This window comes from Jutongia huaianensis (assembly GCF_014384985.1).
In the GTDB taxonomy this organism is placed as follows: domain Bacteria; phylum Bacillota; class Clostridia; order Lachnospirales; family Lachnospiraceae; genus Jutongia; species Jutongia huaianensis.
Genome location: NZ_JACRSX010000005.1, coordinates 1 through 13878 on the forward strand (window position 1 = coordinate 1; position 13878 = coordinate 13878).

The 13878-nt window shown below is 42.3% G+C and carries 13 protein-coding genes; 11 read left to right on the plus strand and 2 right to left on the minus strand.

The window, feature by feature from the left end:
* The 8 genes from H8704_RS05565 to H8704_RS05600 form a co-directional block, all read left to right on the plus strand.
* Positions 1–497, plus strand: a 497-nt coding sequence (locus tag H8704_RS05565) for a hypothetical protein (protein WP_249297625.1), incomplete at its 5' end; no start/stop codon positions are given.
* The gene (locus H8704_RS05570) at positions 494–2701 is read left to right on the plus strand and encodes a S8 family peptidase (RefSeq protein ID WP_249297626.1); all 2208 of its coding nucleotides are present in this window, start codon (positions 494–496) and stop codon (positions 2699–2701) included. The genes H8704_RS05565 and H8704_RS05570, both read left to right, overlap by 4 nt.
* Before the next feature lie 12 nt (positions 2702–2713).
* Complete coding sequence (locus H8704_RS05575) at positions 2714–3973, plus strand: leucine-rich repeat protein (protein ID WP_249297627.1); 1260 nt, start codon at positions 2714–2716, stop codon at positions 3971–3973.
* A 149-nt stretch (positions 3974–4122) separates the two neighbouring features.
* Entirely contained in the window at positions 4123–4593 is a 471-nt protein-coding gene (locus H8704_RS05580) for a S8 family serine peptidase (RefSeq protein WP_408611192.1), read from the plus strand.
* A 10-nt stretch (positions 4594–4603) separates the two neighbouring features.
* Positions 4604–5857, plus strand: coding sequence for a leucine-rich repeat protein (locus H8704_RS05585; protein WP_249297628.1), 1254 nt, complete (start codon positions 4604–4606; stop codon positions 5855–5857).
* Between the two features lie 19 nt (positions 5858–5876).
* A complete protein-coding gene (locus H8704_RS05590) occupies positions 5877–7313 on the plus strand; it encodes an AMP-binding protein (protein ID WP_249297629.1) in 1437 nt (478 codons plus the stop codon).
* On the plus strand, positions 7303–7737 hold the full coding sequence (locus tag H8704_RS05595) for a DUF6483 family protein (RefSeq protein WP_249297630.1): 435 nt from the start codon (positions 7303–7305) through the stop codon (positions 7735–7737). Before H8704_RS05590 ends, H8704_RS05595 begins: the two co-directional genes overlap by 11 nt.
* A gap of 152 nt (positions 7738–7889) precedes the next feature.
* Complete coding sequence (locus H8704_RS05600; protein ID WP_249297631.1) at positions 7890–9599, plus strand: AAA family ATPase; 1710 nt, start codon at positions 7890–7892, stop codon at positions 9597–9599.
* A gap of 68 nt (positions 9600–9667) precedes the next feature.
* On the opposite strand, the gene ispE is transcribed toward H8704_RS05600, so the two are convergent.
* Entirely contained in the window at positions 9668–10549 is an 882-nt protein-coding gene (gene ispE, locus H8704_RS05605) for a 4-(cytidine 5'-diphospho)-2-C-methyl-D-erythritol kinase (RefSeq protein WP_249297632.1), read from the minus strand.
* A gap of 334 nt (positions 10550–10883) precedes the next feature.
* On the opposite strand from ispE, the gene H8704_RS05610 reads away from it, so the two are divergent.
* The 3 genes from H8704_RS05610 to H8704_RS05620 all read left to right on the plus strand — a co-directional run bounded on the left by H8704_RS05610 (position 10884) and on the right by H8704_RS05620 (position 13440).
* Positions 10884–12074: a M15 family metallopeptidase gene (locus H8704_RS05610; RefSeq protein ID WP_249297633.1), complete on the plus strand. Its 1191-nt coding sequence runs from the start codon at positions 10884–10886 to the stop codon at positions 12072–12074.
* A 35-nt stretch (positions 12075–12109) separates the two neighbouring features.
* On the plus strand, positions 12110–12838 hold the full coding sequence (locus tag H8704_RS05615; RefSeq protein WP_182439548.1) for a lysophospholipid acyltransferase family protein: 729 nt from the start codon (positions 12110–12112) through the stop codon (positions 12836–12838).
* Between the two features lie 71 nt (positions 12839–12909).
* Positions 12910–13440 carry a hypothetical protein gene (locus tag H8704_RS05620; protein ID WP_022464727.1) on the plus strand — a complete coding sequence of 177 codons (531 nt, stop codon included), beginning with the start codon at positions 12910–12912 and terminating at the stop codon, positions 13438–13440.
* Here the strand turns inward: H8704_RS05620 and H8704_RS05625 are convergent, their stop codons facing one another.
* Positions 13441–13875 (minus strand): DUF1934 domain-containing protein, encoded by a 435-nt coding sequence (locus tag H8704_RS05625; RefSeq protein WP_022464726.1) that lies wholly within the window; start codon positions 13873–13875, stop codon positions 13441–13443.
* Between the last annotated feature and the right edge of the window lie 3 nt (positions 13876–13878).

Sequence of the window (13878 nt, forward strand, 5' to 3'; positions counted from 1 at the left end):
TAGAAAAATTAAATGAGTTTCTACATCCCAAAAAGACAGAACAGGTTGAGGGGGATATTCACATTTATGGAAGCAATATATATGAAAAAATATGTAGGGAATTGACAGATTCTACAGATGAACTAAAAACGGTAGATCTTCGCACCTTTCATTTACTTTATGAACAAAAAATAGTGATAAGGGATCGAATATCCTTTATCATGCATAAATATCACCTTAATGAATTATTAAAAGTAAAAGAGGATTATGAACAAATTGTAGATAGATTTAGAGATATCCGTCTTGTATATTTAAAACAGTTGTATCAAGAAGATGGATATGAGGTAGGAGAAATACAAAGAGTATATTCAAAGGAGGTAAATAATCGTATTGGGAACATGGTTAAAAATGCACAAAAGGAGGAGCGGAAAGTTTTATTAAATTTAGAGGAATTATTGCAAATGATAATTAAAAATAATATTACATATTCAGTTGATGCAAAAGGAGGAAATCAATGAAGAAGAACTTTATTAAGGGAATATCAATTGCGTTATCAATGGTTGTTGCAATGGTTTCCTGTACTCAGGAAATAAAAACAGCAAAGGGATTTGTCGGTGGCTTGTTTTCAGGTAATACATATCAGATTCGTGTAGATGATCAAGGAGAAAGGGAGGGATATATTGTAACGACAAAAAGTCAGAAAGCGTATGAAGGAATAAAGAAAAATCTTCAAAACGAAAAATTAGAAAGCGAGATGTATAAGCAAGAGTCTATTTTTGAAAATGAAAAAATTCTTGTTATGAATCTTACAAAGGAAGAAGCAGAACAAATTGATCAAATGAAGGATGTTGAAACTGTTGAAAAAGATGTGCAGGTTACGGCAAATGAGGTAGTTCCGGTTAATAAGGAAGAGGTTGACCGAGTGGTAAAGGAGAAACGGGAATTTCAGCTTGATCAGTGGAATTTAAAGGCGATTGATTGTGTGGAAAAGGAGATCGATTGTGGAACCCAAGATAAGGAGGAGACATCTCGGGAAAAGGTTAAAGTGGCTGTTTTAGATTCTGGAGTTAGTTATAATGAAGGGATTGATGTGTGTCAGAGGGTTAATTTAGTAAATGAGAGTAATATAAATCCTTGCTTTGAGGATGCAACAGGACATGGAACTGGAATTGCAGGAATGATTGTGGGCAACAAAGAAAAAGGGGGGCTTGATGGAGTATCAAACGATATTGCATTGTATTCGGTACAGGTTTTAGATCAAAATAATGTTGCTCCTGTTAGTCGGATTGTAGAAGGGATTTATTGGTGTATTAATAATGGGATAGATGTTATTAATCTGAGTTTAGGATGTAAATATGATACTGAAATTCTATCAACTGCAGTTCGGGATGCTATAAATGCAGGCATTATTTTAGTTGCTGCTGCGGGCAATGCCGGTGAGGACAATGGACAATTAGAGTATCCGGCTGCCTATAATGAGGTTGTAGCAGTCGGATCTAGTGATGAACATAATCACGTTTCGACTTTTACTTCTGGAAAGAATCAGATTGATGTGATGGCACCGGGAGAAAAGATATGGACTTATAGTATGTTAGGCGGCTATATGGCAGTTGATGGCACAAGTATCGCAACCGCCCAGGTTACAGGAGCTGTTGCCAGAGTTTTACAGGTAAAAAAAGATGCGGATGCAGCATATATCCGAAAGCTGTTGAGGGTAAGTACTACACGGGAAGATGAGTCACAAAAAGTTGGTGTATTGAGTGTAAAGAATATGCTTCAAATAACCGAAACAAATAGTAATATCAATGTGGATATTGATGCAAGAAATATAAAAAAAGATGTTCATTACGATGTTGATAATATTGTGTCGGGGTGCTGGGGAAAAGGAACCCATGAAATAATTGTTAGAACGCAGTATTCTGGCGCATATGTAGATTTAATGGCCAAAGCGGCATATACTGCAGATGAGTTGTTCTCTGCAGACAAAATGTTACATGGACAACATAATTATGTGAGAAATTTACATTTTTTGTATATGGTTGCAAGACGGATTAAAAATAGCTCGACAACTATTAATAATCAGACGAAATTAAACAATTTGTTAAATAGTGTTACGACTACGAATAATAAGGATGGTCATTTTGGAACGGATGATGTGAACAAATTAAGACAAATATTAGTGGACTATTTAAATATAACAGGAATTAGCACAAGTAATGCTGAAAAAGGAGCACGTGTTATAGGATTAGCATCTCATTTATTAGGAGATAGCTTTGCTCATCGAACGATGGTTCCCAAGGATGATACATTGGTAAGTTCGGATTTGTTTAGCAAGGATATGTGGGAAACCTTTAATTGGAAAAAAATACATTTTGTAATTGAAACAAGGGATTTGAAGTTTTTTGATTTGGCAACAACTAATTATGAGGATAATGTATCATTTTACAATCAGCGTTATATGGTGACTCGTACAAGCGTAGGTAACCTCTTAAGTATGTATGGAAGTGATCAGGCTTTTTCTGCGAGATCTATTTATGGGGTGTCGTATGATATGAAACTAAATAATCTTAAAGCTTATGGAGAGAGTAATGGTTGTGTAAATGATGGATTGGAGGCAATCAGTACAGACGTGTATCGTGTAAATAGGAATCATCGAGAACCTTCAAAGTATATATTCGGAAATGAAGACGACTTTTTACAGTATAATTATTTTGTATGTTAGGGAGGTAACACTATGAGAAGACATGGTAAAACAATATTTCTGACAGCAATTTTGGCAATCATTACAGTGTTTGTGATTATGGACAGAGGTTATACGGGAGCAGACAATACGACGGTTGAGACGGATGCTAAGAAAGTTGGTGCGGCAAAGAAAAATCCGGGACCATTCTGGACACTGTCACCAGATGAGCAAAGATGGGTTGATGTGGAAAAAGACGGTCTTTGCTATGATAAAACAATTGCCGTGGATATCTGGGATCATCCGGAGAAATACGGCTTTAAATATTTGGATGACGTGTATCAGCTTATTGCCTTTAAACAGGAATTTGATTCGGAAGGAAATGCAAAATATACAGATGTTACAGTTCCCGAAAAATTGAATGGCATCCCGGTGGTGAATCGTTATTGTTTTGAAGGGCATTACGAGTTAAAAAGCCTTCGGATAAGAGCAAGATACAGCTGCAGGAATGACATTATCTGGTCGGCAATGCCCAGCGGTGACCCCAAATCAATAAAGGGCTGTACGGGTCTGGAACATTACGAGCTGCCAAGGGATGTGCAGTGGCTCAGCAACGATGATCTGGCAGATTGCACTACGATCAAGTCTTTAAATATTCCAAAGAATGTGACTGCTATTATGGAGGATGCGTTTCGCGGGTGCAAAAATTTAAACACCTTTACGTTTGACAAGTTTTCCAATTTGAATAATGTAGACGGATTGCGTAAAACATCATGGTGGAAAGAAAATACACAAAAAAATGGTATGACAATTTATCAAAAATGTCTGGTCGATGCAGGAAGAAAAGGAGGAACGATCACTTTACGGGGGGATAAGGTGGAAAAGGTTCTGGACAGTGCTTTCCGAAACAGCAGAGCGAAAACAATCCGACTGGAAAATATAAAGACACTGAGTTATTCGGCACTGGCGTACAATAAGGCGGAGAAGATTGTTTTGGGAAAAGGAATCCGTACGATTCCGGAGGGTTGCTTTAGCGGTGATAAAAAACTAAAGGAGATCAGAATCACCTCAAAAGAAAAAATAATCTGGGGGAAAAGTGTTGATACAGAGGATAGTTACTATACCGTTGTCGGTTTGGAACAGGAAGCGTTAAAGAAAAATCAAAAAATTGACATCTATATTTACAATGACAAGCTTCACCAAAAGTCGCTTTACCGGGCGAATTTGTCGGCGAAGAAGGTGACACTGCATGTTCCGGCAAAAATGGTGTCGAAGTATCGTGATTGTGTGAAATGCAGGGTGGTGTCGTTATAATACATAATGTCTGCTGATTAAACAGAAAGACACAGATTTACAATCCTATATCTGTCCTAAATCCGGTACAGATGTAAAAAGGAAAAAAGTATTCGTCTCTGCATCTTAAACAGATTCGTAACAAATACGGATAATGCGATGGATGTAAGCTGGGTTTTCTCCAGCTTGGTGGTAATACAGCTCATGCCGTAACAACGTTTGCTTATCCGGCTGCCTATAACGAGGTTGTAGCAGTCGGATCTAGTGATGAACATAATCACGTTTCGACTTTTACCTCTGGAAAGAATCGGATTGATGTGATGGCACTAGGAGAAAAGACATGGACTTATAGTATGTTAGGCGGCTATATGGCAGTTGATGGCACAAGTATCGCAACTGCCCAGGTTACAGGAGTTGTTACCAGAGTTTTACAGGTAAAAAAAGATGTTCATTACGATGTTGATAATATTGTGTCGGGGTGCTGGGGAAAAGGAACCCATGATAATATTGTAAAAGAGGTATGTTCTGGAAATTATATTCATTTAATTTCTCAAGGGGCATATATTGCTGACGACGATTATAGCAAAGTAGTTTTTGACAATGAAGATGATTACTATCTATATGATTATTATATCTGTTAGGGGGGATAGTTTGAAAAAAATAGAATATTTTTTGATTGCAATTCTGTTCATTGGTGGAGGACTCATAATATATGACGGTATTGGTTGTAAAGAAAAAACTGAGATTATTTCCGATACAAAGAGAGCCGGTGCAGCAATGAAAGAAAAGAGCCCTTTTAGCACCTTGTCTCCAGATGATAATAATAAATGGATTGCCTTAAAAAAAGAGGGGTTGTGTTATAATAAAACGACAGCAGTGGAAATCTGGGATTACCCGGAGAAACTGGGGTTTGAATATGATGATCCGGTATATCAGCTTGTGGCATTTGAACAGGAGTTTGATGAGAAGGGGAATGCAAAATATACAGATATTGTGGTCCCTAAAGAAATAGATGATATTCCTGTTGTGTATTGCAAAAGTTTCGCAGGACATTATGAAATTAAAAGTTTACGTGTGGAATCGATGTACAGCAGTTATTCTAATCTTGTTTTGTCGCAGAGCCAGGAAGCCCATGTAGCATCTGTCAGTGGATGTACCAGTCTGGAGTATTACGAACTGCCTATGGGTATACGAACACTATCCGAGGGGGATTTTAAGGATTGTAAGGCGTTAGGTTTTGTTAGAATACCCAAAGATGTAGAATGGATAGGGAGTAAGACTTTTCAAGGATGTAATAACTTAAAGAATATTACATTTGATAAATTCTCCAATATGCGTAATGCGGATGGCTTGAAAACTCTGAATTGGTGGATAGAACATAAGGATAAAAATGGTGGGATAGTTTACAAAAAATGTTTCGTGAATGCGGGGGATAATGCGAGAAAAATTGCTGTTCGGGGACAAAAGGTAAATAAAATATTGGAGAATGCATTTCAATCCAGCAGAGCCAAGAAGATTACATTAGAAAATGTAAAGAAATTGGAGAATTATGCTATGGCTGGTAGTCAGGCAGAAGAAATTGTTTTAGGAAAAGGAATTAAAATAATTCCGACAGGATGCTTTGATAGAAATAAAAATCTGAAAAAAATTAAAATAACTTCAAAGGAAAGAATTATCTGGGGAAAGGATATGCGCACAAGCGGAGAGTTTTATTTGGAAGTCGGACTGGAGCAGAATGCGTTAAGGAAAAATCAAAAAGTTGACATTTACATTTATAATGACAAGATTCACCAAAAGTCGCTTCGTCAGGTGGATTTGTCGGCGAAGAAGGTGACACTGCATGTTCCGGCAAAAATGGTGTCGAAGTATCGTGATTGTGTGAAATGCAGGGTGGTACCGTTATAATACATATTGGAGTGCTTAAATGACAGGATCAGTAATTGATAAAACTGTGATACGCAGAGAAGCAGAGCATATAAACAGGATATACCCGGAGACGACTTCGCAGAAAAAACTGATCCTGTTGGTCAGTGACAATTCATTGGAGACCATCGCTCTGTATTGTTATCATATGATGAAGAGAAATACCGTGCTGTTGGTGGGAGATAAGAAGGTTTCAGATATCGGGGCGTTGATCAGACAATTTATGCCGGATGAGATATTTATGAATCGGAAGAAAGTGAGGGATGCGGAGGCAGAGCCGGATCTGCACAGATCAATGGAGGATTATCAGACGTGCTTTCCATATTATCAGTATGTGCGGTTTCGAAGGAAACGGAGGTCGCCTGATACATTATCATTATATGATGATCTGGCATTACTGATGGTGACCTCCGGCAGCGTTGGTAATGGGAAGCTTGTGGCATTATCTTATGATAATCTCAAAAGTAATGCGCAGGCAATTATTCAATCGCTGGAAATTGATGAAAATGACAGCGCAGGGGTGCTGCTCCCGGTATCCTATGTGTATGGTCTGTCGGTGGTAAACAGCCATCTGCTGGCAGGCGGGAGTCTTCTGCTTCCCGCAGGAAGTATGTTTCAGAGGGGATACTGGGACTTTTTGGAGGCCTGTGGTGTGACGTCCTTCTGCGGTGTTCCTTATACTTATGAAATCTTAGACTGGTTAAGGATATTATCCAGACCATGGAAGAAACTGAGACTTTTGACGCAGGCAGGAGGAGCCATGAGCCGGGATATGAAACAGAAGCTGCTGGAGTGGATCTATGATAGGAGGCATCAGGGTATTACGACACATCTGGCAGTGATGTATGGGCAGACGGAGGCGACAGCAAGGATGAGTACATTCTTTTTGGATCAGCATCCGGATAAGCTGGATAGTGTGGGAAGAGCTGTTCCGGGTGGGGCCTTTCAGATAAAAAACGGAGATTATACAGGAGCCGGCGATATTTACTACCGTGGAGCGAATGTGTGTCTGGGGTATGTGATGGAAAGGGCAGATCTGTCGGGAAATGCAGCTATATGGAGACAGAGTGCCGGGCTTTTGGACACGGGGGATGTAGGGAGGCTGGACGATGAAGGATATCTTTATATTACCGGCAGGAAAAAGAGATTTATAAAATGTAATGGCGTGCGGATCAGTTTAGACGAGTTGGAAAGAAGCATAGAAAACAGATGGAAGGTACCGGTGGTGTGTATTGCAAAGGTTTCCAATGAGCAGTTGACACTGTTTATACGTACAGAGGATTTTGGAAACCTTGATCGAGTGGAACTGGAGGGATATCTGCGGCAGCTTGGGATAACGAAAGGACAGTGTCAGGTTCGGAAGGTTCGGGAATTTCCTTACTGTGACAATGGAAAAATTGATTATGCCGGTTTTTGTGAAGGGCGGAATGGAGAGTAGTGTGGAATTTGAAAATAACGGGTTAAAAAACAGCATTGCCGGAACCCTGCGATTAGTCGGAATACTGCTGTCAGGAGCGTGGAATGATAAATATAAGCAGCCGAGGTTTGTGGAAAATGCGGCACAGGAGGATTTTTATCAGAGGCTTCTGCAGCAGATCGACCGGGGGGAGATCAACGAGGCAGAAAATGAATTGCTTGCATATGTGGAGGAGGCAGAAAGCAGATTGCTGGAAACACAGGAGAGAAGAAAGAGGGCGGAGGATACTGTACTAAATATGGGACTTAGTGTATATGGCTATATGAATGAAAAAGGGGATGACTTTTTGGAGAAAAGTCATTACTGCCGGGATGAGATTGAAGATGGGGTGAGGGGACTGCTGATGCGGTTTGGTGTCAGGATTCCGGTGGAGAAAATCCTATAAATGACACTGTGGAATGCCTTGTGTCAAGGGGAGGATATTGTTATAATATACGCAAAGGTTACTATTCACAGCAGTTTTCTGTGGGTTCTGGCGGTCGTGAATAGCAACACGCAAAGGCGGAGAGTGCAGCATCCGGGAAAGCAGGTGAGCGTATGGCAAAGGTGATAAGCATTGGAAAGCAGAGCTTTTCGGCTTTAAGAGAACAGGATTATTTTTTCGTAGATAAGACCAATTTGATCAAAGAATGGTGGGAGAAGGGGGATGACATTACCCTGATCGCTCGTCCCCGACGTTTTGGCAAGACGTTGAATATGAGTATGTTGGAATGTTTCTTTTCGAATAAGTATGCAAACAGGGCAGATTTGTTTGAAGGTCTTTCCATCTGGGAGGAGGAGAAATACCGAAATCTGCAGGGAACGTATCCGGTGATCTTTCTAAGCTTCGCTTCCGTGAAAGCAGGAAATCCGGAGGATGCAAAAACGCAGATCAAGCAGGAGATCGTGAGACTGTATGAAGAAAACCGATATCTGTTACAAAAGGATATCCTGAGTGATAATGAACGGAAAATATATGATGGAACGACGGTTACCATGGGAGATGCTGCGGCACAAAATGCGCTGAAAAATATGTCGGCATGGATGGAACGTTATTATGGCAGGAAGACGATCATCCTTTTGGATGAATATGACACGCCGATGCAGGAGGCATATGTGCAGGGATACTGGGATGAGTTTACCACGTTTATCCGGAGTCTGTTCAATGCCACATTCAAGACGAATCCCTATCTGGAGCGGGCAGTTATGACAGGTATCACAAGAGTGTCCAAGGAATCTATTTTTTCAGATCTGAATAATCTGGAGGTTGTCACAACGACTTCAGAGCCGTATTCAGACTGTTTTGGATTTACAGAAACGGAGGTATTTACGTCACTGGATGAGTTTGGAATGTCGGATAAAAAAGACGAGGTAAAGCAGTGGTATGATGGGTTTACCTTTGGAAAGCATCACGATATCTATAATCCATGGTCGATCACGAATTATCTGCGAAAGAGAGAACTTCACCCATACTGGGCATCGACCAGCTCCAACAGTTTGGCAGGGAAACTGATACGGACGGCGTCGGCAGATGTAAAGGAGAAGATGGAGGATCTGCTGCAGGGGAAGCAGATCACGGTGAATTTTGACGAGCAGATTGTCTATAATCAGCTGGATCACAATGAAAATGCGATCTGGAGTCTTCTGCTTGCCAGTGGCTATCTAAGGGTGGAGGATGTGGATTACCGGGGGATCACAAGGGAGCCATGGTATAATTTGAGCATTACCAATATCGAGACGCTGAGTATGTTTATGAACATGTTTCGCGGATGGTTTACAAGCAGCGATGCGAAATATGGAGATTTTATTAAAGCATTGGTGGAGAATGATCTGGATGCAATGAATTATTATATGAATAAAATTTCGATGGCAACGTTTAGTTATTTCGATGTTGGAAGTGGAAATAAGGAAAGCGTTGAGCCAGAGAGATTTTATCATGGATTTGTGCTGGGGCTGATTGCGGAGAGAGCAGAGGATTATGAAATACGGTCCAACAGAGAAAGTGGCTTTGGAAGGTACGACATTATGATGATACCAAAGGATATCAGAAAATATCCGGCGATCATCATTGAATTTAAGGTATGTGGACGGATGAAAAAGGAAACCATGGAAGATGCCGTGCAGTCTGCTTTGAAGCAGATTGCAGAGAAGAATTACGATGCAGAGCTGCTGTCGCAGGGGATTCCGGCAGACCGAATCCGGCATTATGGATTTGCATTTGAAGGGAAAAAGGTGCTGATCGGAACGGAACCTGCAGTCTGCCTTTGACAGTTATGCACAGGCATTGAACTATTATTACTGCCGTTATGATTTTATTGCAGAGCTTATGAGGCGGCTTACGCCTCCGGAAGCCGGGTACGGCACAGGATGATATCGTAGTCAGGATATCTTTCCTGTGCTTTTTTTAATGCCATGCGGGCAAGGATTTCATCCTGATAAAGTCCGTATGTGGTAGGACCGCTGCCGCTCATCAGAGAGCCGATCGCACCATTATCCTTCAAAAACTGCTTTAATTCCTCTAAAACAGGATATTCCGGAATCGTAACAGTTTCCAGTACATTGGACAACCGGCGGGCAAGAGAGGCGTCGTCGTGGCGACGGATGCAGTCGATCAGATGCTCGGTATCCGGCCGGTCTGTGATCTCGTCAAGCTTCAGATGAGTATATACATAGCCGGTACTGACAGAAATATCCGGTTTGATCAACAGTGCCCATAAAGGAGACAGGTCCGGCAGCCGGGTAAGGATTTCCCCGATTCCCTCGGAAAGCATAGTTCCCTTCTGAAGGCAGAATGGCACATCAGCGCCCAGAGAAACTCCAATATCACAAAGCTCTCCGAGAGTCAGTCCCAGTTCACAAAGCTCATTGACGCCCAGCAGCGTAGCGGCACAGTCCGAGCTTCCTCCGGCCAGTCCGGCAGCGGCGGGGATATTCTTTTCCAGATAAATGTCAAGTCCGTCTGTGATATGGCAGCGTTCCTGCAGGAGCGCTGCAGCCTTCCAGACCAGATTCTTTTCCGGCGGGATACGATCCGGCAGCTCCTTATTCATGGAAAAATGAATCCCCGGATCGGCGGTTTTGCGGATTGTCAGCTCATCATAAAGATCAATGGTCTGCATGATCATCCGAAGATCATGGTAGCCGTTTTCCCGGCGGCCGGTCACATCCAGAGACAGATTGATTTTTGCGGGTGCTTTTATTGTCAGTGAATCGCTCATAAACAGATACTCCTTTCGGTGGCGGGAACATGGCTTGAAGGATTTCGTAAAGAGCCATTGCTTCCCTGCATTGTCATTATGTTAAGTATAACAGCAAATGGGCAGAAAGTACACCGTATGGAGTATACCGCAACGCGAGCAGATTCCTTAAGAAAAAATTAAGTATTTTTTTTAACAAGATATGGTGTATTCTCTTGAAAATAAAAACAAGATATGGAATAATATATAAAGTACGTCTACGGACAAAGATTGCGGAAAGTGTGCAGTAATCCGTAATATCATACAATAAGATCAGGATACTTTTGCTTTAACATAACAATGGGGGAGAATACAAATGAAACGTGCGGTAGTTGTATTTATTGCATTGATAACAGTTTTTGCGGGCTTATTGTCGCATCAGCTGGGAAATATAAAAGCAGGTTCTGAGGGGCAGACAGACACCTCAGACACCGGATATGAATATTATACCGGAGAGGATCAGTCTGAGGAGGACTCCGGTGTGAAGAAGACAGCCAGACAGAAAAAAAGTCCGCTGATCAAGGTGGATACCAAAGAGGACAGCGTTACGGTTCTGGTAAACCGGCAGTATCGTATGAGTGCGGATTATATTCCGGCTGACCTGGTGGTGCCAAATGTACGTTTCAGTTTTTATGGCACCTATGAAAAGAGCTATGTCCGTCAGGTGACAGCAGATGCTCTGGAGAAGCTTTTTGCAGCGGCAGAGAGGGACGACGTGATCCTGAAAGCGGTGTCGGGATATCGTTCGTATGCGCGCCAGAAGGAGATTTATGACCGGAATGTCCGGAGCCGTGGCAAGTCAGCAACGGATCTTGTATCGGCAAAGCCGGGCAGCAGCGAGCATCAGACGGGGCTTACTCTGGATGTATCCAGCGAGTCGGTGGGCTGCGCATTGGAGGAAAGCTTCGGTGATACTTCCGATGGAAAATGGCTGGCAAAGAACTGTCATAAGTATGGTTTCATCATACGTTATCCGAAGGATAAGACGAAGATCACAGGATACTCTTATGAGCCTTGGCATATCCGTTATGTTGGAAGAAAGCTGGCGACATATCTTTACAAAAAGAATATGACGTTGGAGGAATATTATAAGACTACAACTGTAGATCAGCAGATCAGGGAGCCGGAGGGCAAGATACGGGACGTGCCTGACGACGATAAGAACGAGCCTGTTATGACGGCGGCACCGACACCAAAGCCAGGTCACAAGATCAGCTCTGTAAAGCCGGTGACAGCGACAAAGAAGCCTGTTGTCACCCGGAAACCGACACCGAAGCCGACGAAAAAGCCGGTGAAAAAGCCGGCAGCTAAGCCGACAAGGAAACCGGCACCGAAGCCGACGGAAAAGCCGGTAACCACACCGGCATCCGACCCGGCGGCCAATACCACCGATACGCCATCTACACCGGATGGAAGCATCCCGGAACAGGACGGAGTGGAAACTACCACAGAGGATACTACATCACAGCAGAATACCGGCGAGGATATTGATCTGGGAACCAAATAGTCCGATATAAGCACAGTGCAGAAATGGAGAATCGAATGAGAACAGTTATTGTTGTAATTTATCTGATACTTTATTATGTTTTTAGTATACCGGCATGGATCGTGGGCTGGGTGATCGGAAAGATCAACCCGGACATGAAGCCGAGATATGCACAGACATTGATCCGGAGAGCATTTAAGGATATTTTGTTTATTTCCGGCGTGAAGGTGACAGTGAAGGGACAGGAGAATATTCTTCAGGGGGAATCCGCAATGTATGCCTTTAACCACAGAAGCTATTTTGATATTCTGGTAGGCTATACCACGGGACCGATGCCACTGGCGTTTGTCTCCAAAGATGATCTGGCTCACATTCCGCTGATCACCCGTTGGATGAAGTATATGAAATGTCTGTTTCTGGATCGTAACGATATTAAAAAGGGACTGCAGACGATTCTGGAGGGAATTGAGCTGTTAAAATCAGGTCATTCTGTTTTTATTGCTCCGGAGGGAACCAGAAACCACGGCGAAGAGCTGCTGGAATTTCATCAGGCGAGCTTTAAGCTGGCAGACAAATCCCACCGTCCTATTGTGCCGGTAGCGATGAACAATACAGATGATGCCTTTGAAAATCACTTTCCATGGATTCACAGTACCCATGTGATCGTAGAATATTGCAAGCCGATCTATATGGACGAGTTGGAAAAGACAGAGAAAAAGCATGTGGCAGAAAAGGTACGGGAGATTATCGGAGAAACTGTAAAGAAAAATGCCGCAGAGTTGTAGTTAGGTATTTTCAACTTGGCAAAAATGTGGTATTCTTATGAACAGTTTGAAGAAAGGTTTGGTTAAAGAATATGAATGAATGGATGATGATCATGCCGGTATTTGCAGTAAAGGCATGGCTGATTGTTACAATTATTGTTATCATTGCACTGGTTGCAGGTCTGGTGGCACTGAGCATTTACGGCAAAAAGCTTCAGACCCGTCAGGAGGAGTCACAGAAGCAGCTTCAGGCAGCAGCACAGAATGCATCATTTCTTGTCATCGATAAAAAGAAAATGAAACTAAAGGAATCGGGGCTTCCACAGCTGGTTATTGACCAGACACCGAAGCGTTTTCGTGGACAGAAGGTGCCGATCGTCAAGGCAAAGATTGGAAATCAGATTATGTCTCTGATGTGTGATGAGAAGATCTTTGAGCAGATTCCGGTAAAGAAATCGGTCAAGGCGAAGGTAAGCGGTATCTATATTTTGGAGGTGCATGGACTCCGTTCTACACTGGAGGCACCGACCAAGAAGCGTTCCTTCCGCGCAAAGATGCAGGACAAGCTGACCGGCATGCAGGCAAAAGCCCAGGCGGAAGTGGACAAAACCAAAAAGAAATGATCAAGGTGTTTCTACGATAGAGATGGACATACTGCATTCACTGACAGGGGTTCCGTTCATGTGAAGCTCGTATGACAGATCCACAGAAATTGCCCCATCCTCCTCTGTAATCTTCAGATCGGAGGTGTCAATGCTCAGCGGCAATGATCCAAGGGGTGTCTGATAAAGCGTATTGTGAGCTGTACCAGGTGAAAAATGCATTTTTACCGGGGCAGCTCCTTTTTTGCTTAAGATTACATTATTTTTATCAATTTTCAGCATACAGGAAACTGCCACGGGAGGCGTGTTTTCATCAAGCTCCAGATATTCTTCGTACCGGATAATATGTTTTCCCTGAAAAAAGGCATATTTTCCGGGCTGTTTTGTTTCGATGGTATTTTCATCATTGTCTGTCAGATGGCGGCCGACAATGGAGATCAGTACATTTTCGTTCATAGT